This window comes from Intestinimonas sp. HCP28S3_D6 (genome assembly GCF_052065695.1).
In the GTDB taxonomy this organism is placed as follows: Bacteria; Bacillota; Clostridia; order Oscillospirales; family Oscillospiraceae; genus Intestinimonas.
Map to the genome: position 1 here is coordinate 1 of NZ_JBQHTM010000025.1, position 24686 is coordinate 24686.

The window sequence follows — 24686 nt, forward strand, 5'->3', positions numbered from 1 at the left end:
CCGGCTGCGGCAGCATCGCCCAGGATGGAAGCCAGCGGCTTCCATCCTGACCGACGCTCTGATTAACTAAGTTCTACCGTGCAGGTGTCCAGCTTGCACTTGCAATTTGCGAAAAATTTTTAAAATTATAAAACCGGAAAAGACTGGGCCGGCACTATATCACAGAGCAAAGCCCCAGGGACGCGAAAAAGAGAGCCAGAGAGGAGGAGGCCCGCGGACACTTGGAACGGCGGAAAGCCCGCCGCGGGCGAAGCCGTGTGACCAGAGAGGAATTTTGGGAGGAGCAGAAGCGGGACATGGATCCCGCATATGGAGAGACAAAACGGGAAGCATGGCGGAAAAAGGAGCGGGATAAGCCCTTCCGGGACCTGGGCACCACCGCTGCTCTGTTCTCCGCCCTGGCCGCCATGCGCCCTGGCCGCTCCTCTGTCGGCTGTCCCGGTGGTTATCCTGGCGCTTGTCCGAAACGGGAAGGGGGCACGGTCCACGGCCAAGCGTTGTATCCCGCCGATCGCCCGGCCGGGGACGCATGGTACCTCCCGGGGTGTGGTCCTGGCCCCCCCTGGGGGTGAGCCTGCGCCGACCGTACCTCTCCGGGATGGCCGGCCGCGTCCTGATTCCGACATTTCCATCCACAGATAGATCCCGGCTGTTCGATTCCAGCCCCTCCGGACGGGAACCGGAAAAATGAACGAAAAGGAGTGCCAATGATGAAACAGAAATTTTTCTCCCGTGTGTCCGCCCTGGCGGCCTGCCTGTCCCTGGTCCTGGCCGTCCCCGCGATGGCATATACGGAGTACTATGAATTTCCCGGTGTGGGTTATTATTTTGATCCCGGGACCGGGATTATGGATTTTGCAGAGGTTACTTCCAGCGAACCCCATGCGCTTACGATCCCCGCCACGATCGACGGTGCGCCGGTCCGGCATATTGAAGTAATCATCGGAGCACCCACACTAACCAGCATCACCATTCCGGAGGGGGTCGTCTCCCTTGGAGGGTCGGCCTTTGCTTTGATGGGTGAAGGAGAGACCCTGACGGAGGTGATTCTCCCCAACAGCCTCACGGAACTGGGCGATGGGGCCTTTTATAATTGCGATAATCTGGTGCGGGTCACCCTGAGCAACAACCTCACCACCCTGGGGTATCAGACCTTTTTCGACTGTGATGCGCTGCCTACCGTCACCCTTCCGACCAGCCTCATCACCATTGAAAAAAGGGCGTTTGAAGACTGTAACGCTCTGACCACCATCTCCTTGCCGGCGAACCTCACCACCATTCAGGACAGGGCATTCAAAAATTGCGAGGCGCTGACCAGTGTAACCATTCCGGGCAGTCTCACCACCATCGGGAAGGAGGCCTTTGTGGGCTGTGGCAATCTGGCCGATGTGTACTACTACGGTACCCCGGAGCAGTGGGCCCAGATCGAGATCGGAGCGGGCAACACCAACCTGAAGAACGCCGCCATCCACTACGTGGTGCCCGTGGCCGGCTTCACCGACGTGAGCTCCGGTGACTACTACGCCCAGGCGGTGCAGTGGGCGGTGGACCGGGGTGTCACCAGTGGCACCGGCGCTTCCACCTTCTCCCCCGCCAACACTGTCACCCGTGCGGAGGCCGTGACCTTCCTGTGGCGGGCCGCCGGCTCCCCGGAGCCCACCTCCACGGTGTCTTCCTTCACCGACGTGACCGACTCCGGCGCCTATTACTACAAAGCCGTCCTGTGGGCCACGGAGCAGGGGATCACCGGCGGCGTGGGCAACAACATGTTCGGGTTGAGCAATCCTCTGACCTATGACCAGATCTTCACCTTCCTCAGCCGGGCCGCCGGAGAGAGCCTGAGCGGGAGCGACTGGTCGGCCGCCGCGGTGAGCTGGGCCCAGAGCAGCGGCCTGACCGAGGGCCTGAGCTTTACCGCCACCGCCAGCTGCCCCCGGTCCGATGTGGTCTATTGCCTGTGGAAGCAGCTGGCCTAACGTTCCACAGATAGAAGAAGCGGCAGATGACCTGCCGATCAGAACGGGGGTTTACCATGAAAAAACGGACAAAAAGACTTCTCCCCCTCCTGCTGGCTGTGGTTTTGCTGGCAGGAACCCTGCCCGCCAGGGCAGCGGGCGCTGCCGGGAAGGCCTCCCTGGCCGCCGGCAGTTACCTGAGCGCCTATATCAACGACGCCGGCGAGCTGTATACCTGCGGCCTGAACAGCTCCTATCAGCTGGGCTACGAGCAGACCAACACCGACACCACCCTCTCCGGCATCGGCACCTCTGACAAAGATGCCGGGGTGCAGAACGAATTCGCCAAGGTGATGGACGATGTGGCGGCGGTGGACTTCGGCTGGAACCAGGTCGCCGCCATCAAGACCGACGGCTCCCTGTGGATGTGGGGCAGCAAATTCGCAAGCCAGCTGGGCAGCGCGGGGGACGGCTACCAGACCACCCCCAAAAAGGTCATGGACGATGTGGCCCAGGTGAGCTGCGGCGGCAACTTCACCGCTGTGGTCAAGACCGACGGCTCCCTGTGGACCTGGGGCTACGGCTATAACGGCACTCTGGGCAACGGCACTGAGACCGACAGCGCCGGTCCCCAAAAGATCATGGACGACGTGGCTATGGTGAGCTGCGGGGCCGACTTTGCCGCCGCCGTCAAGACTGACGGTTCTCTGTGGACCTGGGGCTCCAACCGGGCAGGCCAACTGGGCTTTGAGCCGGTAAAGACCGGCTCCGGCGCCTTTGCCAGCACCAAGCCTCAGCTCACCCCCAAGAAGGTCCTGGACAGCGGCGTGGCCTATGTGGAGTGCGGCAACTCCTGCCTGGCCGTCATCAAGACCGACGGCTCCCTGTGGACCTGTGGAGGGAACAGTGAGGGCACCCTGGGCAACGGTACCAAAGAGGCCACCTATGTGCTGAACAAGATCCTGGACGACGTGGCCCAGGTGTCCATCTCTCTGAATAGTACCCCCACCGCCTATGCCGTCAAGACCGACGGCACGCTCTGGGCCTGGGGCTCCAACAACTCCGACTATCTGGGCTTTGACGGCGGCAACGATACCAACGGCGGCTGGCCCATCCAGACCGTCCCCGTCAAGCTGTTGGACGGCGTGGCCGCCGTCAGCACCGGCGGCATCCACACCATCGCCCTCAAAACCGACGGTTCCCTGTGGGCCTGGGGCTATGACAATTACGGCGCCCAGGGCCGGGGCACCAACATCAGCACCTGCTATGCCCCCAGCAAGGTACTGGACGGTCTGACGGCCTCCACCGCGGAGGAGACCACCTCCACCGACCAGCCCTCCATCGACCCGGAGACCGGCTTCACCGACGTGAGCAGCACCGACTACTATGCTGAAGCGGTAGCCTGGGCGGTAGAGAAAGGGGTTACCCAGGGCACCGGCAACGGCGCCTTCTCCCCCAAATCTACCGTTACCCGAGCTGAGACAGTCACTTTCCTGTGGCGGGCCGCCGGGTCCCCGGCACCTAAGACTTCTGCCTCCTCCTTCTCCGACGTCACCGACCAAAACGCCTACTACTACAAGGCCGTGCTCTGGGCGGTGGAGCAGGGGATCACCAACGGCGCTGGGGGCGGTCGGTTCGACCTGAACGGCACCCTGGCCTACGACCAGATCTTCACCTTCCTGTGCCGCTTTGCCGGGGAAGAGGCCTCTGGCAGCGACTGGTCGACCGCCGCCGTGGCCTGGGCCAGGGAGAGCGGCCTCACTGACGGCCTGAGCTTCACCGCCAAGGCCGCCTGTCCCCGGTCCGACGTGGTCTACTGCCTATATAAGCAGCTAGGGGACGGGGAGAACGTCACAGAACAGCAGAAACCCACCGACCTGGAGCAGCCGGCCCTGAGCAATGAGGTGGGGGCCACCCTGGCCATCACCACCGGCTTCTTGGATCGGAAGTCCGCCATCGACATCAGCGAGTTCGGGATGGAGGCCTCCCAGGCGGAGCAGCTGGCCCTGAAGATCGCCGACCTGGACGGGGCCAACCCCTACGGGGTCACCCATCTCAACGCCTACGAGCAGGACGGGCAGATCGCCAAGACCCTGGCGGTGTACTACACCGACAGTGCCATCTCCGTCACCACAGTGGCGGACAGCGACTGGCGCTACATCTCCGACGCCGCCCTTGCGGAGGCCGACCGGGTGGTGGACACCCTGATCACCGCTGGTATGAGCGACTACGACGTGGTGAAGACCCTCCACGACTACCTGGTCACCCACTGTGACTATGACTACCGGGTGGATATTGGAAACATGCCCTTCATCTCCCACCAGGCCGAGGGGGCCTTGCTGAACGGGACCGCCGTCTGCTCCGGCTACGCCATGGCCTACGAGGCCCTGCTGGATGCCGCCGGCATCCCCTGTGAGACCATCACCGGCTACGCCGGCGGCTACCACGCCTGGAACCTGGTGCAGGTGGACGGCGAGTGGTACCATGTGGACGCCACCTGGGACGACCCCACCAACCAGGGCGGTGGCTATATCCGCTACACCTATTTCCTGAAGAGCGACAAGGTGATGGTCAGCCGGAGCCACCGGGACTGGGAGGCCGTCTACGCTTGCACCAGCACCAAGTACGATGAGGACCTGCTGGACTCGACAGACCAGGAGATGGCCGACAACCGGCAGGAGCAGGTAGACGCCATCCTGGCCGTCTGCGCCCCCGCCCTGGCGAACGTCCCCACCTGGACCCAGGCCGAGCTCCAGGCCCTCTCCGACCAGCAGCTGGGCGACGCGCTCTACTTCACCATCGACATGTCCGACTCCGGCTTTGACTCCAACACTCTGTCCAAATACAGCCGCGAGGTGACGGATGCCGTTATCACCCAGCACCCGGAATTCGCCTACGGCTCCTTCAATTCCCGGAAGATGCGCTTTGAGTTCCGCCGGGCCGATGTGGCGGCGGAGCAGGCGCGCCGGCAGGCCGTCAAGGAGGAAGAAAAGGAGCAGCAGCAGAACCAGGACGAGACCGCCGCCGGGGAGCTCGTGCCCATTCTGGAGCAGGCCATCGCCGGGATGGACTGCCGGACCATCACGCTGACCCTCACCGACTACACCGAGGGGGCCATCCAGGACGCCTGCAAGATCATGAAGACCACCGGGTACAGCTTTGACGGCTACACCTACGGGAGCGACTACAACATCAGCGCCAAGGACCAGACGGTGACCCTCACCAACTACAAGTGGGCCGAGGCGGAGGAGCAGCGGTATCTGGACCAGATCAATGCGGCCATCGACGCTGGGGAGGTGGAGGTGGTGCTCCAGCCCACAGACTACGCAGACATGCCGGATAAACCCTGGTACTATGCCTCCCAGGCTGCCATAACGGCAAAAGTGGAGGGCCACGCCACCCCCGGCGGCCTTGTGGCCGGGACGGATTACATCATCAGCGACACGGGGATTCAGCCCACCAATGCATTTCGGGTTGAGATTCAATATCCGCTCCGGGAAGCGGCAGAGCGGGAGGAGCAGCAGGCGCAGTTCGATGCGGCGGTCCAGCGCTATATGGAGCAGATCGAAGAAGCTGTCCGAAATCGGGAGACACGGGTGGAGTTCTACGACGCGCCCACCGATGCAAACTCCAAAAGCAGTGCGGTAGAGGCTTATCAGCGGATCAACCAGCGGGGCGAGACCGTTGGCGGCCTGGTCTGCGGAGAGGATTTTATGTTTGTAAGACCCGGCGCGAACGGGGAGTGCTTTTATATCAATATCCAATATCGGCCTCAGCCGGTGGAGTAGCCGGAAGAGGCTCAGAGCTGAGCCTCCGGTGCGATAGCCGGGAGCAGCAGTCCTGTCTCCTGGAGGCCATAGAGACGGTGAGCCGGAGTATCTGCCGTCTATCCCGCGCAGGAGTGAGGGTCTGAGAGCGGCGGGACATACTGTCCCGCCGCTCTGACTGTCAAAAGGACCCCAGCAGCTTTTTTGACTGCCTGTATTCCTTTGCATTTCCACATCGGTTGGGGCAGAAATGTCCTTGCTTCGCTTACCACCGCTCTTTGGGGCGCAACCAGAGTCTATACCGAGGAAGGCTTCCCTATGTTTGGCGTCCACTGCATCGCCATCAACGACAGAGAAGATCCAACAGGTGAAGACGGTGTCCCATTACCAACGCTGTCCCCACCGCCGAGGGGGCGGTACAGTTGGCCATGGAGGAGCTGCCCATCACCCTCCACGGTGCCCGGGTGCTGGTGGTGGGCTTCGGCCGGGTGGGGAAGCTCACCGCCCACCGGTTCCGGGCCCTGGGGGCACGGGTCAGCGTGGCCGCCCGGAAGTGGGCCGACCTGGCCTGGGCGGAGGCCTACGGCTATGTCCCGGAGCACCTGGAGGGCCTGGACGAGTGCCTGTGTGCCTACGACCTGGTGGTGAACACCGCCCCCGCCCGGGTGCTGGACGCCCAGCGCCTGGCCCAGTTGGAGCCCGACTGCCTGGTCATCGACCTGGCCTCCCGCCCCGGCGGGGTGGACATGGAGGCGGCAGCGGAGCTGGGAGTGCGGGTGATCTGGGCCCTCTCCCTGCCCGGCAAGGTAGCCCCTGTCACAGCGGGAAAAATCTTGCGGGACACCATCTGTCATATTCTCTGTGAGTTAGGAGTCTGAGCATGGAACAAGTTCGGGTGGGATTCGCCTTCTGCGGGTCCTTTTGTACATACGACCAGGTGATGCCGGCCCTGGAGCGGGCCAAAGCGAAATATGGGGACGTGACCCCCATTATCTCGGAGAAAAGCGCCGAGACCGACAGCCGCTTTGGTCCGGCCCACGAGTTTATCCGGGAGATGGAGCGCATCTGCGATAAGCGGGTCATCGACACCATCCCCAAGGCCGAGCCCATCGGCCCCAAGAAGCTCCTCGATGTGCTGGTCATCGCCCCCTGCACCGGGAGCACTCTGTCCCGGCTGGCCAACGGCATGAGCGACACGTCGGTGACCATGGCGGCCAAGGCCATGTGGCGCAACGGCCGGCCGGTGGTAGTAGCCGTCTCCACCAACGACGGCCTGGCCGGCTCGGCCAAAAACATCGCGACGCTGCTGGACAAAAAGCACGTCTTTTTCGTCCCCTACCGGCAGGACAATCCGGTGGGGAAGCCCACCTCCCTGGTGGCCGACTTTACAAAGATCAACGACACGGTGGACGCCGCCCTGGAAGGGCGGCAGCTCCAGCCGCTGCTGCTGGGTCCGGTGTGAGCTGGGAGCGTTGAACGTAAGATCCCCCCTTGGAACGCCTAAAGCCAGGCGTCCCAAGGGGGGATTTTTTCGTACGCTATGGGCGCCGGCTCAGTTCCTCAGAGATCTGGGCGGCGTATTCGGTGGCCAGGCGGATGGCCAGAGTGAACTCCGGAGCGGTGGTGCGCCGGAAGAGTCCCACCACCCCCAGGGCGTACCGAAGGGTGCCGCCCAGGCCGAAGATGGGAGCGGACACCGATCGGAGACCGATGCGGAACTCTCCGTCCTCCACGGCATAGCCCTGGGCACGGATCCTGCGGAGCTCCTCGGTCAGCTGGTCCGGATCGGTGATGGTGTGTGGGGTATGGGGGACCGGCGGATAGGACCGGATGAGCCGGGCCTGCTCGGCTTCGGAGGAGCAATAGGCCAAAAAGAGCTTTCCCTGTGAGGTGCAGCAGAGGGGGAGCCGGCCGCCTACCTCCGAGACGATGCGCAGGCCGCTGCCCTCGCTGGACTGGTCTAGGGTCACCGCCTCGCCGCCGCTGCGGACGGCCAGAAAGGCGGTGGCGCCGGTGACCGCCGACAGTTTGGCCAGATAGGGGGCCGCCACGCCGGTGATATCCCAGGAGGCGCTGACGGCGCAGCCCAGCTCAAAGAGCCGCAGTCCCAGACAGTAGCGGCCGTCGGCCTGCTGGGAGACCATGTGGTGCTCCCGCATGGTGGAGAGAAGGCCGTGGATGGTGCTCTTGGGCAATCCGGAACGCTGCTCCAGCTCGGAGAGGGTCAGCGGCGATCTGCCCGCCCCCAGCAGCTCCAGCAGCACCATGGCCTTGTCCACCGAGCGGATTTTTCTACCCGTCTCCATGCCGTCACCTCACAGTCGGCCCGAGCGGTGGGCGATCATCTCGGCGGCGATGGAGATGGCGATCTCCTCGGGAGTTTCCCCGCCGATGGGCAGGCCGATGGGGGAGTGGACCCGGTCCATATCCGCCTCGGAAAAGCCCAGTCCGGCCAGCTTCTCCCGGGTGGCGGCCACCTTGTGCTTGCTGCCGATGCAGCCCACATAGGTGGCGGGGGTAGTGAGGACCTGGGCCAGAAGTTCGAAGTCGCTCTGGTGGCCGGGGGTCATGATGACCACGTAGTCCCGGTCGGTGATGGTGATGTGGTCGAAAATATGCCGGTAGTCCCCCAGCACGATGCGGACGGCCTGGGGGAACTGCTCCGGTACGGCGGCCTGGGGGCGGTCGTCGTAGAGGACCACCCGGAACCCAACCTGGGAGAGGACGGGACAGAGCGCCTTCCCCACGTGGCCGCCGCCGAAGAGGTAGACCACACCGGCCTGCACCAGCGGCTCCACGTAGAAGGAGGGGGCCTCCTTACGGAGAACGCCGCGGCTCAGGAGCATGGGGCGCAGGTTCTCCATGCTGAGGGCGTCGGCGAAGCGGAGCCCGTGGGAGGCGTCGTAGAGGCCCAGGGACCAGGATAAGCCCTCCTGGACGGGGGTGATGAGCCACACGTCCTTGTCACAGCGGGTCAGGGCCTCCACAATGGCGTCCAGCACGGGGAGAGCGGCGGCGTCCAGGACCTGGAAGGCCACTGTTACATTACCCCCGCAGATCATGCCGATGTCCTGGACCTCGTTGGGGGAAAGACGGAAGGCGTGGACCAAGGAGGAGCTGCCGGAGCGGAGAAGCTCCTGGGCGTACTCCTGGCTCTTGCGCTCCACCGCGCCGCCGCCGATGGTGCCGGTGGCGGTGCCGTCGGCAAAGACCGCCATCTTGGCGCCCTCTCCCCTGGGGGAGGAGCCAGAGCTGGCCACGATGGTGCAGAGGACGGCCTTTTCACCGTTGAGAAGGGCAGCGCGCAGGGCTTCAAAGAGTGTTTTCATACCGTTCACCTCACTGAGCCTGCTTGCCGATGGAGTTGGCTACCAGGGCGTCGTACTGCTCCTGGGTCAGCTCACAGTGGTAGAAGAGGTCATAGTACCGGGCCACCTCCTCGTAGAGGTTATAATCGGCGGTGTCGGGGTAGAGGAGCTTGGCCATCCACATCATGCCCAGGTAGCGCTGGACGGAGGGGGGAAAGCCCATCCAGTTGTAGGGGCCCATGGGGGTCTCATAGTAGTTTCCGCTGGAGATGGCGGTGAGCTGCTGCCAGGCGGGGTCACCGGCCACGGCGTCATAGGCGCTGTCGGGGGCAAAGATGATGTAGTCGGGGTCCCACAGCAGGATCTGCTCCAGGCCCACCTCATTGCCGGTGCCCTTGGAGGAGGGGGACTCCACCACGGCCATGTTGTTGGACAAAAGGTCGATGATCTCGGAGTGGTAGGAGTTCTGGGCGATGACGTTCTGGCCGTCGGGTCCGGTGATGTAGAGAAGGTCCACCTTCTCCACGCTGTTGGCGATGTCCACGGTGCGGGCATAGATCTCCTCGCAGTAGGAGGCCAGGGTCTCGGCCTCCTCCTCCATGCCCACCAGCTCGCCCAGCAGGCGGTAGGCGTCGCCAGTGGTCTGGGTGGTGGCGGTGATGTGGACGAAGGGTACGCCGGTTTGCTCCTGAAGGGCATCCAGGTCCTCCACGATGGTGTCCTTGGGCTCGCCCACGTCGATGACCACCTGAGCGCCGGAGGCCAGGAGGGTCTCCAGGTTCAGCTCGCCCTTGCCGCCGTAGAGCTGGCCCAGCAGGGGGAGGTTGTAGTACTCGGTGTCCAGATAGGCCTCGGCGCTGGCATCCCACTCGTTGGCGATTCCCACCAGCTTGTCGGGGCACAGGGCGAAGAGGACAATCTGGGCCAGAGGGCCGGAGACGGCCACCTTGTCGATCTTGGCGGGGAGCTCCACCTCGCGGCCCACAGAGTCGGTGAAAATTCGGGTCTCGGCGGTGGCGTCAGCCCCGGCACTCTGCGTCTCCACCGGGGCGGAACCGGTGGGGGACGGGGTGGTGGCGGGGCCCCCGCCGCAGGCGCACAGGGAGAGAGTCAGGGAGAGGGCGAGGAGCAGAGAGAGCGGCTTTTTCATGGTTCCAAACTCCTTTCAGTTTCCGGGGGAATATCCTTGGCGTCAAAGATCAGGACCGATACCGTCCGGTCCACCGGCAGGCGGTAGGGGTACTGTGGGTCGTCCTGGGGCTCCAGCCGGGCGCGGACAAAGTCCTCGGTGATGTCGGCGGGGTCGGTGTCCTTGCTGTAAAGCCGGAAGAACCGCAGACCGTCCTCCACGCTCTTCAGCGGCTGGTCCAGGCGCAGGGCCAGCTCCCGGCGGATGAAGGGGATGCCAAGCTCGGTGAGGCGGCGCTCCAGCTCGGCGCCGCCGTGGCGGCGGTCGGGGATCTTTTCCCGGGAGAAGCGGTGGTGGGTCCACACCGGCTTCACCACCACTACCTTGCCCCGGCACTGCTGACGGGTGCAGCGGAGGATCTCCTCAGGGGAGCCGAAGAAGCAGAAGAGCATGGCGTCGTAGGGCTCCGCCGGGAGCTGGGTGAAGAGGTCTCCCTCCCGGATCTCCAGGTTAGAAAAGGTATTTTTTCGCCGGAGCACGGCCAGTGCCTCGGCGGAGCGGTCGGCAGCCACTACCTTTCGGAAGCGGGGAGCCAGGGCCAGACTGGCAAAGCCCAGGCCGCAGCCGGCGTCACAGATGACGGCATTGGCTGGGACAGCTTCAGCCGTTGTCTGGGCGATCTGTTCGTAGAAGTCGGAGTGCTCCGCCGCTGCCTCCATATAGGCCACCATCTCCTCCGTCCAGTGGTACATGTGCCGGCGGACGGGGGAGAGAAGGGTGCCGTGCTCCGTGCGGGTAAAGCGGACGGGGACCTGATAGAGGGTGTGGAGGAGGGATTCGTTCAGCACCTCCTCCGGCGCTCCGTCAGCCAGGATGCGGCCCTGGTGGAGGGCCACCACCCGGTCGGCGTAGAGAAGGGCCAGCTGGGGGTCGTGGCAGGAGAGGAGGATGGTGTAGCCCCGCCGGGCTAGCTCCGCCGTCTTGTCCAGCACTCGGACCCGGTTGCCGAAATCCAGGCTGGAGGTGGGCTCGTCCATAAAGAGAATTTTGGCCTGCTGGGCCAGGGCCCGGGCGATGAGGACCAGCTGCTGCTCGCCGCCGGAGAGGTGTTGGAAATCCCGGTCGGCCAGATCACGGATGCCCACCTGCTCCAGGGCCTCCAGGGCGATGGCCTCTTCCTTGGGGCCGGGGTTTGCGAAGGGGGAGAGTTGATGATGGGTGCCCATGAGCACCATGTCCAGCACCGGATAGGAGAAGGTGGGGTGGTGGTTTTGGGGGATGTAGGCGATCTCCCGGGCCAGGGCCCGGGCGGAGAGGTGCCGGGTGTCCCCGCTCTTGAGGGAGATCACCCCCTCATAGCCGGGCAGCAGACCCAGCACGCACCGGAACAGGGTGGACTTGCCAGCCCCATTGGCCCCCAGGAGAAAGACCAGCTCCCCTACCCCCAGATGAAGGGACAGGCCCTGGAGGACGGGGCGGTCGCCGTAGGAAAAGCGCAGATCCCGGATGTCCAGCATCAGCGGAACCCTCCCTTCCGCATCATGAGATAGAGGAAGAAGGGGGCGCCGATGAAGGCGGTGAGGATGCCGATGGGGATCTCGGTGGCCAGGAGGTTCCGGGACACGTTGTCCACCGCCAGGAGAAAGACGGCGCCGAAGAGCATGGAGGCGGGCATGAGGGCGCGGTAGTCGTTGCCCACCAGCCGGCGGCCCAGGTGGGGGACCACCAGCCCCACCCAGCCGATCATGCCGGAGACCGAGATGGAGGCGGCGGTGACCAGGGTGGCACACAGGGCTAGAATGAGGCGCAGCCGGTTGGTGTGGATGCCCATGGTCTTGGCTTCTTCGTCCCCCAGGGTGAGCAGGTTGATCCGCCAGCGCAGGAGGAAGAGGGGGACAAGCCCCAGAGCCATGGGGAAGAGAACGTAGGCCACGTCGGCGGTCTTGGTGGCAGAGAGGGAGCCCATGAGCCAGTAGGTGATCTCGGGCAGCTGGTTAGTGGGGTCGGCCACCAATTTAATGTAAGAGGTGGCGGAGGTGAAGAGAGAGCTCACCATGATGCCGGCCAGGACCAGATTGAGTACCCGCTTGCCGGGGGCACGGGCGGCCAGCAGATAGACCAGGGCCACGGTGAGGATGGAGAAGAAGAAGGCGGAGCCGGTGACAGCCTGGCTGTGTCCACCCAGGAGAATGGCCAGAGCGGCACCGAAGGCGGCGCCGGAGGAGGCGCCCAAGATGTCGGGGGAGGCCATGGGGTTCTGAAAAATGCCCTGGTAGGTGCTCCCCGCCGCCGCCAGGCAGCAGCCTACCAGGCAGGCCATGATGATTCGGGGCAGCCGGATCTGCATAACCACCGTCTCCATCTGTCCTGTCCAGGTCACCTCAAGGGGAAAGAGGGGGCCAACGTCCACGCCGGGGAGCCGGTCCAGCAGACCGCCCAGGGCGGCACCCAGGCGGTAGAGGAGGACCCGCACCACCTGATCCAGGGGGACGCCGTACCGGCCGACGCAGAAGGAGAGGAGAAAGACCGCCAGGAGCAGAGCGCCCAGGACAGCTAATTTCCCGGCGGCGTTCTGCCGGGAGGGGCTGAGGGTTTTGCTGTGTTGTTCCATTGGCAGGCACCACGCAAACAAAAATTTGGGTTTGAAATGAGTGTAACAAATTTGCGGAAGGCTGACAAGTACGCTGTTCGATGATAAAAAATAATTGTTCGACATTATCGAATTTATGATACTTGAAAAAGATAAATATGTTTTAAGCAAAAATGGAGGAGAGAAATGGGAAATAACCAATATTAAAACACATTTTATTGGGAAATGAGAATGATGAGGAGACAATGGAAAAAGGAAAGCAGCAGAATGTGGAAAATAAAAGCATGCAGCATAGTAATTATACACAAAAAACAGCCCTTAAAATTGGAGGCCACATGGGAAAAACGGCTTGCATTTTAGGGGGACGGGTAGTATGATGTGTTTGCAATAAATAAAATTAAGCAATAAAAACTTTTTGTGAGGTGGAGAACCATGATGAAGCAACAGACAGGGAACGGCAGTGTATTCAGCTTTGAAGGTGTCCCTTCCGCTGGTCAGATGATTCCCCTTGGGTTCCAGCACGTGGTGGCCGCTGTAGTCGGTATCATTACGCCGGCCATCCTGATCTCAGATACCTGTGGACTTTCCGCAGCCGAACGGACGCTGATGATCCAGGTGTCGCTGATTCTGACGGCGGTGGCGACGCTCCTCCAGCTTTTCCCCATCTTTGGACGCATCGGCTCCCGGCTGCCGGTGATCATGGGCATCAGCTTCGCCCACATCCCCACCCTCCAGGCCATCGGCGGACAGTTCGATTTGGCCACCATTTTGGGCGCTGAGATCGTGGGCGGCTGTGTAGCCATTCTCTTCGGCGTCTTTGTCAAATAGATCCGTCCTCTCTTCCCGCCCCTGGTCACCGGTACGGTGATCTTCACCATCGGCCTTTCCCTCTATCCCACCGCCGTGCGGTATATGGCCGGCGGCAACGCCACCAGCGAGTGGTTCGGCAACCCCCGGAGCTGGGCGGTGGCCCTCATCACCCTGGCGGTGGTGGTATTCCTCAACAACTTTACCAAGGGCATTCTGAAGCTGGCCTCCATCCTCATCGGCATGATCGTGGGCTATATCATTGCCTACTTCCTGGGGATCGTCGACCTCTCGGGAGTGAGCGGCGCGGCCTGGTTCGCTCTGCCCCAGTTCATGCCCTTTGAGATCAAGTTTGTCCCCTCCGCCTGCGTCTCTCTGGCCATTGTGTACGTGGTCAACGCGGTGCAGACCATCGGAGACCTGAGCTCCACCACCATGGGCGGCATGGACCGTCTGCCCACCGACAAGGAGCTCTCCGGCGGCATCATCGGCCAGGGCGTCATGAGCATCGTGGGCGCCTTCTTCGGCGGCCTGCCCACCGCCTCTTACAGCCAGAACGTGGGCATCGTCACCGTCAACCGGGTCATCAACCGGGCCGTCTTTGCGCTGGCTGCCGGTATCCTTCTGGTGGCCGGTCTGGTGCCCAAGTTTGCCTCCATCCTCACCACCATTCCCCAGTGTGTCATCGGCGGCGCCACCATCTCGGTCTTTGCCACCATTACCATGACCGGCATCCGCATGATTACCGAGGGTGGCTTCACCACCCGAAAGAGCTCCGTGGTAGGCCTCTCCGTGGCCCTGGGCGTGGGTATCACCCAGGTACCCGGCTGCCTGGCCGGCAGTCACTTCCCCGGCTGGGTGTCCACCGTGTTTGGCTCCTCTTCTGTGGTGGTGGCCACCATTATGGCCATCCTCCTCAATCTGATCCTGCCCAAGGAACCCGAAAACAGCAAGTAAACGACAAAGGAACCCGGCGGCCGCTGCCGCCGGGTTCCTTCTGAGCCTTTACTTTTCCGAGGCCGACTTAGCCTCGTCGATGTAGCTATATAAGGTGTACTTGGAGATGCCGAAGTACTTGCATACCTTGTAGCCTGACTTGGTGATGAGGAAGGCGCCGGTGTCGTTGAGGAACTGGATGGCCTTCACCTTGTCCTCCTTGTTCATGAGGGCCACCGGCTTGCCCACTAGTTTGGCGCTCTGCTCGATGAGCTCGTCCAGAAGGTCGGCCACGTTCCGGGAGATGTGCTCTGGCTCTTCCTGGGGGAGATCGGTGGCGGTAAAGCTCTTCAGCACATCCTCCATAGCCAGCATGAGGGTGATGTCGTAGTTGATGGCAAAGATGCCGATGGCCTTGCCGTCGTCGTCCCGGAGGTAGATGGTGCTGGATTTGAGGATCTTGCCGTCCTCCGACTTGGTGAGGTAGCTCAGCCGGTCCTCCGGTACCGCGCCCCCGTCCCGCAGGGCCTCCAGCACCACATGGGAGGGGCCGTCCCCCACCCTCCGGCCGGAGACATGGCCGTTTTCGATGGCCACGATGGAGGTCTCCGGGTCGTTGGAGGCCAGGTCGTGGACCACTACCTCACAGTTGGGGCCGAACTGTCGGGCGATGCCCTTGGCCAGCTGGAGGCAGAATTCCAGATTGGACGCTTGCATAGCGAACCACCTTTCCCTCAAAAATCAGTTCTATCCTTATTATATCCGTTTGACAGAAGGATTTCAACAAAAAGTCAGGCGGCCAAAATATTTTTGATTTATCTCTTGCGTTGCAGGTCAAAATATGATAAAGTGAATACGGCAGAAGGGCAAGCCTTGTGCACAACTGACAATTTAAGCTGTAACGAAGTGCTGCGCGCACGGGCTGGTGTTCATTCTGAGAAGAATGGGCACCTTTTGTTTTAAATGGAAAATGTTGACCGGGGCAAACACCCGGAAATCGGATAGGAGGAGAGGCACATGCTTCTGATCGGAAACGGAAGGCTCATCACCAGAGATCCCGCCCTGCCCTACCTGGCGGACGGCGCCGTGGCGGTGGAGGGAGAGATCGTCAAGGAAGTGGGGACCCTGGCCGACCTGAAGGCCAAGTACCCCGACGCCCAGTTTGTGGACGCCAAGGGCGGCGTCATCATGCCCGGCCTCATCAACGCCCACACCCACATCTACTCCGGCCTGGCCCGTGGCCTGGCCATCGAGGGCAACAACCCCACCAACTTCCTGGAGGTGCTGGAGGGGACCTGGTGGAACATCGACCGCCACCTGACCCTGGACGGCACCCGTGCCAGCGCCTACGCCACCGTGCTGGATTGCATCCGGGACGGCGTCACCACCATCTTCGACCACCACGCCTCCTTCTGTGAGATCCCCGGCTCCCTTTTCGCCATCAAGGACGTGTGCCAGGAGCTGGGCATGCGCGCCTGCCTGTGCTATGAGGTGAGCGAGCGGGACGGGGAGGAAAAGACCCTCCAGTCCATTCAGGAGAACGCCGACTTTGCCAAGTGGGCCAAGGACGCCAACGACGACATGATCAAGGCCATGTTCGGCGGCCATGCCCTCTTCACCATCTCCGACAAGACCTTTGAGAAGATGGTGGAGGCCAACAACGGCATGACCGGCTTCCACATCCACGTAGCCGAGGGCATGAACGACGTCTACGACTCCCTGCGCAACTACGGCTGTCGTCCGGTGAACCGCCTCCTTTACAACGGCATCCTGGGGGACAAGACCCTGCTGGGCCACTGCATCCACATCTCTCCCGCCGAGATGGATATGATTAAAGAGACGGGCACCATGGTGGTCAACAACCCCGAGTCCAACATGGGCAACGCCGTGGGCTGTTCCCCCGTGCTCCAGATGTTCCAGAAGGGCATCACCGTGGGCATGGGTACCGACGCCTACACCCACGACATGCTGGAGAGCCTGAAGGTATTCCTCATCATCCAGCGCCACAACGCCTGCCTGCCCAATGTGGGCTGGTGCGAGGCCATGGATATGCTCTTCAAGAACAACGCCGCCATCGCCGCCAAGTACTTTGAAAAGCCCCTGGGTGTCCTGAAGCCCGGCGCCGCCGCCGACGTCATCGTCATGGACTACAAGCCCTTCACCCCCTTCTCGGAGGAGAACATCGACGGCCACATGCTCTTCGGAATGATGGGCAAGAACTGCCGCACCACCATCATCAACGGCAAGGTCCTCTACCAGGACCGTGAGTTCGTGGGGATCGATGAGGACAAGATTAATGCCTGGACCATGGAGCAGAGCAAGAAGCTGTGGGGCGAGCTGAACCATCGGACCTACTGAAAAGCCCCGAAATAATTGTTGGAGGTCATTCCTTATGAGTGATATCATGCGCCCCATCCCCTTTGCCCAGCTGATGGACTGGGTCCTCACCGAGTACCAGGAGCGCGGCAGCATCTTTGGTGTGAGCAAGCTGGTCCGCCACGAGAACGGCCAGGCCCTACCCATCTTCGCCGAGAAGATCGAGTCCCCCTACGGACCCGCCGCCGGTCCCAACACCCAGCTGGCCCAGAACATCATCGCCTCCTACGCCGCCGGCGCCCGGTTCTTCGAGCTCAAGACGGTGCAGATCATGGACGGCGAGGAGCTCTCCAAGTGCGTGGCCAAGCCCTGTATCACCGCCGGTGACGAGTGCTACAACTGCGAGTGGTCCACCGAGCTCACCGTGCCCCAGGCCTATGATGAGTATGTGAAGGCCTGGTTCGCCTGCAAGCTCCTCTCCAAGGAGCTGGGCCTGGGCGATCCCGACGGCTTCGTGTTCAACATGTCGGTGGGTTACGACCTGGCCGGCATCAAGAGCGAGAAGATCGACAAATATATCGAGGGCATGAAGGACGCCTCCGGCTCTCCCGTGTGGAGCGAGTGTATGGACTGGGCCCTGGCCAACCTGGATAAGTTCCGGAAGGTGGACGAGGCCTATGTGAAGGCCGTCAGCCCCAAGGTCTCCGCTTCCATCACCGAGTCCACCCTCCACGGCTGTCCCCCCGACGAGATCGAGCGCATCGCCACCTACCTCATCACCGAGAAGGGCCTCAACACCTACGTCAAGTGCAACCCCACCCTCTTGGGCTACGAGTTCGCCCGGCAGCGGCTGGACTCCCTGGGCTTTGACTACATCGTCTTTGACGACCACCACTTCCTGGAGGACCTCCAGTGGGCCGACGCCGTGCCCATGTTCCGCCGCCTGATGGCCCTGTGCGCCCAGCGGGGTCTGGAGTTCGGTGTGAAGCTCACCAACACCTTCCCCGTGGACGTGGCCGCCGGGGAGTTGCCCAGCCAGGAGATGTATATGTCCGGCCGGTCCCTCTTCCCCCTGACCATCTCCCTGGCCCGGAAGGTGGCCGAGGAGTTTGACGGCAAGCTGCGCATCTCCTATTCCGGCGGCGCCGACCTCCACAACATCAAGGACCTCTTCCACGCCGGCATCTGGCCCATCACCATGGCCACCACCATCCTCAAGCCCGGCGGCTACCAGCGCATGAGCCAGATGGGCGAGCTTCTCATGGACTGCGGCAGCGCCCCCTTCGCCGGGGTGGATGTCTCCGCCGTGGCCTCCCTGGCCGACGGTGTGGAGAAGACCGAGCTCTACCACAAGCCCATCAAGCCCCTGCCCCAGCGGAAGGTGAACAAAAAGGTCCCCCTCATCGACTGCTTCACCGCCCCCTGCCGCAACGGCTGTCCCATCGAACAGGACATCCCCGCCTATCTGATGGCCACCAACCAGGGCAAGTACCAGGAGGCCCTGGAGATCATCACCCGCCGCAACGCCCTGCCCTTCATCACCGGCACCATCTGCCCCCACCACTGCGCCGATAAGTGCATGCGCAACTACTATGAGGAGTCCGTCCGCATCCGGAATGTGAAGCTCAAGGCCGCCCAGGGGGGCTACGACGCCCTGCTGCCCACCCTGAAGGCTGAGGCCCCTGTCCCCGGGAAGAAGGTAGCCGTGGTGGGAGGTGGCCCCGCCGGCCTCTCCGCCGCCTTCTTCCTCTCCCGTGCCGGGGTGGACGTCACCGTCTTTGAGCGCAAGGACGACCTGGGCGGCATCGTCCGCCACGTCATCCCCGAGTTCCGCATCGGCAAGGAGGCCATCGACAAGGACGTGGCCCTCTGCAAAGCCTACGGCGCCAAGTTCGAGCTGGGGGTGGACGTGAAGTCCGCCGGGGAGGTCAAGGCCAAGGGATTCACCCATGTCATCTTCGCCACCGGCGCCTGGAAGCCCGGCGCTGCCGGTCTGGACTACGGCGAGGAGCTCAACGTCATCTCCTTCCTGGAGCAGGCCAAGAAGCGTCCCGAAAGCCTGAAGCTGGGCACCGACGTGGTGGTCATCGGCGGCGGCAACACCGCCATGGACGCCGCCCGGGCCGCCAAGCGCATCCCCGGCGTGGAGCACGTCCGGCTGGTCTACCGCCGCACCAAGCGGTACATGCCCGCCGACGAGGAGGAGCTGGCCCTGGCCCTGGCCGACGGTGTGGAGTTCATGGAGCTGCTGGCCCCCGTGGGCGTGAAGGACGGCGTCCTCACCTGCTCCGTCATGGAGCTGGGCGCCCCCGATGCCTCTGGCCGCCGCTCTCCTGTGGACACCGGCAAGACCACTCAGATCCCCGCCACCGCCGTCATCACCGCCGTAGGCGAGCACGTGGAGGAGGCTCCCTTCGTCCAGAGCGGCGTGGCCCTGGACAAGAAGGGCCGCCCCGTGGTGGACGAGGCCATGGCCACCGGTGTGGAGGGTGTCTACGCCGTGGGCGACGCCCGGAGAGGCCCTGCCACCGTGGTGGAGGCCATCGCCGACGCCGCCAAGGCCGCCCAGGCCATTGTGGAATTGGAACTTGATAAGTATACCCAGCGGAATATCAATGCAGACTATAACAAACCGTTGAGCAAAAAGGGCGACCTGTGCGCCGACTGCGACACCTGTGCCGACACCCGCTGCCTGGGCTGCCCCACGGTGTGCGAGGTGTGCGCCGACGTCTGCCCCAACCGGGCCAACGTGACCGTGGCGGTGCCCGGCAAGCGGCAGCGGCAGATCGTCCACGTGGACGGCATGTGCAACGAGTGCGGCAACTGCGGCACCTTCTGCCCCTACGACAGCCGGCCCTACAAGGACAAATTCACCCTCTTCTGGAGCAAAGAGGATTTTGACAACAGTGAGAACGAGGGCTTCCTGCCCCTGGAGGGCAGCCGGAGCCTGGTCCGTCTGGACGGCCAGACGGCGGAGTACGACACCGCCGACGCCGGCTGCGGCCTGCCCGAGGACATCCGGGCCCTCATCCAGACGGTGCGCGGCGATTACAGCTACCTGGTGAAATAACAGAAAAGGGGAATGGGACATGCAGGAGAAGGCGACCCTCAAACGGTACGGGATCTTTCTGATGGGAGTGCTCATATGCGCCATGGGGATCGCCTTCCTCTCCCGCTCGGCCCTGGGCACGTCGCCCCTCTCCAGCGTCTCCTTCGTGCTCTACCTGGCTACCGGCGTCTCCGCCGGGGTCTACACCTTCGCTTGCAACATGTTCTTTCTGGCGGTGGATGTGCTCCTGACCCGGCGGTTCGGCTGGATGCAGTGGCTACAGATCCCGGCCACCTTCGTGTTCAGCCTGTGCATCGACCTGTGGCTGGCCGTCATCCCCACCCAGCTCAACGGGCCCATTTCCCTCAAGGTGCTCTACCTCATCCTGGGCTGCCCCATCATGGCCCTGGGCATCACCCTGGAGGTGCTGGCCAACGTGACCATCCTCCCCGGTGAGGGCATCGTCAAGACCCTGGCCGCCAAGGGCGGCTGGGAGTTCGGCAACGTGAAGGTGGCCTTTGACTGCACCCTCACCGTCATCGCCTCGGTCATCGCCTTTCTGGCCTTCGGCCGGCTCAACGGCGTGGGCGTGGGCACCCTGGTGTCCGCCCTGGCGGTGGGCCAGCTGGTAAAACTCTACTCCCGCTGTCTCCAGCGCGCCGCCCTCCGACGGGCCGGCGGCGGGGCTGTCCAATGAACCATCCCTGCGACAGGAGGAAACTATCATGGCTGAGATCTACAGCTTCACGGTCAACGGCGTCCTGCGGGAGACGGAGGAGGAGAAGCCCCTCCTGCGCTACCTCCGGGACGACCTGGGCATCACTTCGGTAAAAGACGGCTGCAGCGAGGGGGCCTGCGGCACCTGCACCATCATCGTGGACGGTAAGGCGGTGCGCTCCTGCATCCTCACCACCAAGAAGTCGGTGGGCAAGAACATCCTCACCGTGGAGGGCCTCACCCAGGCCGAGCAGGAGGCCTTCGTCTACGCCTTCGGCAAGGTGGGGGCCGTCCAGTGCGGCTTCTGTATCCCCGGTATGGTCCTCTCAGGCAAGGCCCTGCTGGACCAGGTCCCCGATCCCACCGAGGAGCAGATCAAGCAGGCCATCCGGGGCAACGTGTGCCGCTGCACCGGCTACAAGAAGATCATCGAGGGCATCACCCTGGCCGGAGCCATCCTCCGGGGGGAGGCCTCCATCGACCCCGAGCTGGAGAAGGGGGACACCTACGGCGTGGGCGACCGGGCCTTCCGCACCGACGTCCGGGACAAGGTCCTGGGCCGGGGGGAGTATGTGGACGACGTCCACATGGAAGGTATGGTCCACGCCTCCGCCGTCCGCTCCCGGTATCCCCGTGCCCGGGTGCTGGACATCGACGCCAGCGCCGCCCTGGCTCTGCCCGGGGTGCTGGCCGTCCTCACCGCCGACGATGTGCCCAATAATAAGGTGGGCCACATCCAGCAGGACTGGGACGTGATGATCGCCAAGGGGGATGTCACCCGCTGCGTGGGCGATGCCATCTGCCTGGTGGTGGCCGAGACCGAGGACATCCTCAAAGAGGCCAAGAAGCTGGTCAAGATCGACTACGAGCCCCTGGAGCCGGTGCGGAACATCCACGAGGCCATGGCGCCCGACGCCCCTAAGCTTCACCCCAACGGCAACCTGTGCCAGTCCCGGCACGTGACCCGGGGGGACGCCAAGGCCGCCCTGGCCAAATCCAAGTATGTGGTCACCCAGCACTACACCACCCCCTTTACCGAGCACGCCTTCCTGGAGCCCGAGTGCGCCGTGGCCTTCCCCTACAAGGACGGCGTGAAGGTGTATACCTCCGACCAGGGCGTCTACGACACCCGGAAGGAGATCTCCATCATGCTGGGCTGGGACCCGGACCGCATCGTGGTGGAAAACAAGCTGGTAGGGGGTGGCTTCGGCGGCAAGGAGGACGTGTCCGCCCAGCACATCGCCGTACTGGCGGCCCTGAAGGTGAACCGGCCGGTGAAGGTGAAGTTCTCCCGGCAGGAGTCCATCAACTTCCACCCCAAGCGCCACTATATGGAGGGCACCTTCACGCTGGGCTGCGATGAAAACGGTATCTTTACCGGCCTGGACTGTGAAATCTACTTCGACACCGGCGCTTACGCCTCCCTGTGCGGGCCGGTGCTGGAGCGGGCCTGCACCCACTCGGTGGGCCCCTACTGCTACCAGAACACCGACATCCGGGGCTTTGGCTACTACACCAACAATCCCCCCGCCGGTGCCTTCCGGGGCTTCGGCGTGTGCCAGAGCGAGTTCGCCCTGGAGTCCAACATCAACCTGCTGGCCGAGAAGGTGGGCATCTCCCCCTGGGAGATCCGCTACCGTAACGCCATCGAGCCGGGGAAGGCCCTGCCCAACGGCCAGATCGCCGACCCCTCCACCGCCCTGAAGGAGACCCTGCTGGCTGTCAAGGAGGCCTATGACGCCCATCCCGGCCGGGCGGGCATCGCCTGCGCCATGAAGAACACCGGCGTAGGCGTGGGCCTTCCCGACAAGGGCCGGTGTAAGCTGGTGGTGAAGGACGGGGTGGTGGAGCTCTACTCCGCCGCCTCCGACATCGGCCAGGGCTGCGCCACCGTCTTCCTCCAGGTGCTGGGGGAGACCTTAGGTCTGGGCCTGGACCGGATGCGCAACATGGGGTCCAACTCCGAGGTAGCTCCCGACTCGGGCACCACCTCCGGCTCCCGTCAGACCCTCCTCACCGGCGAGGCGGTGCGCATGGCCGCCGCCGACCTGAAAAAGGACCTGGACGCCGCTGGGGGAGACCTCCATGCCCTGGAGGGGAAGGAGTACTTTGCCGAGTTTTTCGACCCCACCGACAAGCTGGGCTCCGACAAGCCCAACCCCAAGAGCCACGTGGCCTACGGCTTCGCCACCCACGTGGTCATCCTGGACGACGCCGGCAAGGTGAGCGAGGTCTGGGCCGCCCATGACTCGGGCAAGGTGGTCAACCCCACCTCCATCCAGGGCCAGATCGAGGGCGGCGTCCTCATGGGCCTGGGCTACGCCCTCACCGAGGACTTCCCCCTGAAGGACTGCGTCCCCCAGGCCAAGTTTGGCACCCTGGGCCTCATGCGTGCCCACCAGATCCCCGATATCCACGCCATCTATGTGGAGAAGGAGGAGCTCCTTCCCTTCGCCTATGGCGCCAAGGGCATCGGGGAGATCGCCACCATCCCCACCGCCCCCGCCGTCCAGGGGGCCTACTACGCCATGGACCACGTGCTGCGCACCAGGCTGCCCATGGAGAACACCTTCTATAAGCCGTCGAAAAAGTGATCCGACGCCCCCGCTCCGCCCCGGCGCAGCGGGGGTGTTTTTTCTCCGGAAGGGAGGAGGAAAGCCTGTCCTCCCAAGGGTTTGAAAGGTAACCTAACAAATTTTCAGGAAACTTGAAAAATATTTTGTTTCCACCCCTTGACATTGTCTGGATACGTGGTATGATGTACTCAGAATCAGACAAAAAGTATGGAATGCTTTAAAACATTTTGGAGGCGAAAAACGGGATGAAAGACCCCATCAAGTGGACGGACAACCACATGCCTAAGAGCGAGGACAAGAATCTGTCCATCATGTCCCTGAGCAACGTGGCCAAGGCGCGGTTTTTCCACAGCAGCTTCCCCCAGTACTCCATCACCCCTCTGGCCCGGCTGGACGGCATGGCCAAGTATCTGGGGCTGGGCGGGGTCTACGTGAAGGATGAATCCTACCGCTTCGGGCTCAACGCCTTTAAGGTGCTGGGCGGCTCCTTCGCCATGGCCAAGTACATCGCCGGCGAGATGGGCCGGGACGTCTCCGAGATGACTTATGACTACCTGACCAGCGACGCCTTCCGCAAGGAGTTCGGCCAGGCCACCTTCTTCACTGCCACCGACGGCAACCACGGCCGGGGCGTGGCGTGGGCAGCCAACAAGCTGGGCCAGAAGGCGGTGGTCCACATGCCCAAGGGCTCCAGCCAGTCCCGGTATGACAACATCGCCAAGGAGGGCGCTCAGGTCACCATCGAGGACGTGAACTACGACGACTGCGTCCGCATGGCGGCCGCCGAGGCCGAGCAGACCGAGCATGGCGTCATCGTCCAGGACACCGCCTGGGAGGGCTATGAGGAGATCCCCTCCTGGATCATGCAGGGCTACGGCACCATGGCCAACGAGGCCGCCGACCAGCTCCGGCAGATCGGCGTGAACCGGCCCACCCACGTCTTTGTCCAGGCCGGCGTGGGCTCCCTGGCCGGCGCCGTGGTGGGCTACTTCACCAACCTCTACCCCAACGATCCCCCCAAGTTCGTGGTCATGGAGGCCCGTGCCGCCGACTGCCTCTACCGGGGCGCTGTGGCCGGGGACGGCCAGCCCCGCATCGTCACCGGCGACCTCCAGACCATCATGGCCGGTCTGGCCTGCGGCGAGCCAAACACCCTCTCCTGGGACATCCTGCGCAACCACGTGAGCGCCTTTGTCTCCTGCCCCGACTGGGTGAGCGCCAAGGGCATGCGGATGCTGGGCGTGCCCGTGAAGGGGGACCCGGTGGTCATCTCCGGCGAGTCCGGCGCCGTGGGCATGGGCTGCCTGGACGCCATCATGTGCGACGACACCTACAAGGATCTGCGGGAGATGCTGGAGCTGGACCGCTTCAGCCAGGTGCTGATGTTCTCCACCGAGGGCAACACCGACCCGCTGAAGTTCCGCCGGGTGATCTGGGACGGCGAGTATCCCACCACCGACTCACCCCAGCACGCCTACTAAGAGAAGGACATGTTTTGACGGATGGATCAAATGACTGATAATGGAGGGCACTGAC

General features: G+C 63.3%; 17 protein-coding genes and 1 pseudogene. 12 read left to right on the top strand and 6 right to left on the bottom strand.

The features are described 5' to 3' along the window. Positions 1–221: 221 nt before the first annotated feature. The 5 genes from ACTNBK_RS09615 to ACTNBK_RS09635 all read left to right on the top strand — a co-directional run bounded on the left by ACTNBK_RS09615 (position 222) and on the right by ACTNBK_RS09635 (position 7184). Entirely contained in the window at positions 222–572 is a 351-nt protein-coding gene (locus ACTNBK_RS09615) for a hypothetical protein (protein WP_441145603.1), read from the top strand. Positions 573–710: 138 nt separating this feature from the next. Further along, positions 711–1976: a leucine-rich repeat protein gene (locus ACTNBK_RS09620; RefSeq protein ID WP_441145605.1), complete on the top strand. Its 1266-nt coding sequence runs from the start codon at positions 711–713 to the stop codon at positions 1974–1976. A gap of 56 nt (positions 1977–2032) precedes the next feature. Next, positions 2033–5743, top strand: coding sequence for an RCC1 domain-containing protein (locus ACTNBK_RS09625; protein WP_441145607.1), 3711 nt, complete (start codon positions 2033–2035; stop codon positions 5741–5743). Between the two features lie 407 nt (positions 5744–6150). Next, positions 6151–6600 carry an NAD(P)-dependent oxidoreductase gene (locus tag ACTNBK_RS09630; protein ID WP_441145667.1) on the top strand — a complete coding sequence of 150 codons (450 nt, stop codon included), beginning with the start codon at positions 6151–6153 and terminating at the stop codon, positions 6598–6600. Positions 6601–6602: 2 nt separating this feature from the next. Next, positions 6603–7184 (top strand): dipicolinate synthase subunit B, encoded by a 582-nt coding sequence (locus tag ACTNBK_RS09635; protein ID WP_441145608.1) that lies wholly within the window; start codon positions 6603–6605, stop codon positions 7182–7184. Positions 7185–7260: 76 nt separating this feature from the next. On the opposite strand, the gene ACTNBK_RS09640 is transcribed toward ACTNBK_RS09635, so the two are convergent. The 5 genes from ACTNBK_RS09640 to ACTNBK_RS09660 are packed head-to-tail and all read right to left on the bottom strand — an operon-like array spanning position 7261 to position 12770. Then, complete coding sequence (locus ACTNBK_RS09640; RefSeq protein ID WP_441145610.1) at positions 7261–8028, bottom strand: IclR family transcriptional regulator; 768 nt, start codon at positions 8026–8028, stop codon at positions 7261–7263. Between the two features lie 9 nt (positions 8029–8037). Next, complete coding sequence (gene xdhC / locus ACTNBK_RS09645; RefSeq protein ID WP_441145612.1) at positions 8038–9051, bottom strand: xanthine dehydrogenase accessory protein XdhC; 1014 nt, start codon at positions 9049–9051, stop codon at positions 8038–8040. Positions 9052–9061: 10 nt separating this feature from the next. Further along, on the bottom strand, positions 9062–10180 hold the full coding sequence (locus ACTNBK_RS09650; protein WP_441145614.1) for an ABC transporter substrate-binding protein: 1119 nt from the start codon (positions 10178–10180) through the stop codon (positions 9062–9064). Continuing rightward, positions 10177–11676 carry an ATP-binding cassette domain-containing protein gene (locus tag ACTNBK_RS09655; RefSeq protein WP_441145616.1) on the bottom strand — a complete coding sequence of 500 codons (1500 nt, stop codon included), beginning with the start codon at positions 11674–11676 and terminating at the stop codon, positions 10177–10179. Before ACTNBK_RS09655 ends, ACTNBK_RS09650 begins: the two co-directional genes overlap by 4 nt. Continuing rightward, positions 11676–12770, bottom strand: a complete 1095-nt coding sequence (locus tag ACTNBK_RS09660; RefSeq protein ID WP_441145618.1) for a FecCD family ABC transporter permease — start codon at positions 12768–12770, stop codon at positions 11676–11678. The genes ACTNBK_RS09655 and ACTNBK_RS09660 overlap by 1 nt, the downstream gene beginning before the upstream one ends. A 224-nt stretch (positions 12771–12994) precedes the next feature. On the opposite strand from ACTNBK_RS09660, the gene ACTNBK_RS09665 reads away from it, so the two are divergent. Both ACTNBK_RS09665 and ACTNBK_RS09670 read left to right on the top strand, forming a co-directional pair. Beyond that, a complete protein-coding gene (locus ACTNBK_RS09665) occupies positions 12995–13126 on the top strand; it encodes a hypothetical protein (protein WP_441145620.1) in 132 nt (43 codons plus the stop codon). Between the two features lie 58 nt (positions 13127–13184). Continuing rightward, a pseudogene (locus ACTNBK_RS09670) lies at positions 13185–14513 on the top strand (uracil-xanthine permease family protein). Between the two features lie 48 nt (positions 14514–14561). Here the strand turns inward: ACTNBK_RS09670 and ACTNBK_RS09675 are convergent. Further along, positions 14562–15209 (bottom strand): helix-turn-helix transcriptional regulator, encoded by a 648-nt coding sequence (locus tag ACTNBK_RS09675; RefSeq protein WP_441145622.1) that lies wholly within the window; start codon positions 15207–15209, stop codon positions 14562–14564. Between the two features lie 300 nt (positions 15210–15509). Here ACTNBK_RS09675 and ssnA point away from each other — a divergent pair, with 300 nt between their 5' ends. The 5 genes from ssnA (at position 15510) to dpaL (ending at position 24631) form a co-directional block, all read left to right on the top strand. Beyond that, positions 15510–16850 (top strand): putative aminohydrolase SsnA, encoded by a 1341-nt coding sequence (gene ssnA / locus ACTNBK_RS09680; protein WP_441145624.1) that lies wholly within the window; start codon positions 15510–15512, stop codon positions 16848–16850. 34 nt (positions 16851–16884) lie between these two features. Next, positions 16885–19878 carry a putative selenate reductase subunit YgfK gene (gene ygfK, locus ACTNBK_RS09685; RefSeq protein ID WP_441145626.1) on the top strand — a complete coding sequence of 998 codons (2994 nt, stop codon included), beginning with the start codon at positions 16885–16887 and terminating at the stop codon, positions 19876–19878. 19 nt (positions 19879–19897) lie between these two features. Then, positions 19898–20554 carry a YczE/YyaS/YitT family protein gene (locus tag ACTNBK_RS09690; RefSeq protein ID WP_441145627.1) on the top strand — a complete coding sequence of 219 codons (657 nt, stop codon included), beginning with the start codon at positions 19898–19900 and terminating at the stop codon, positions 20552–20554. 28 nt (positions 20555–20582) lie between these two features. Continuing rightward, complete coding sequence (xdh, locus tag ACTNBK_RS09695) at positions 20583–23168, top strand: selenium-dependent xanthine dehydrogenase (protein WP_441145629.1); 2586 nt, start codon at positions 20583–20585, stop codon at positions 23166–23168. A gap of 227 nt (positions 23169–23395) precedes the next feature. Then, positions 23396–24631 carry a diaminopropionate ammonia-lyase gene (gene dpaL, locus ACTNBK_RS09700; protein ID WP_441145631.1) on the top strand — a complete coding sequence of 412 codons (1236 nt, stop codon included), beginning with the start codon at positions 23396–23398 and terminating at the stop codon, positions 24629–24631. Positions 24632–24686 lie beyond the last annotated feature (55 nt).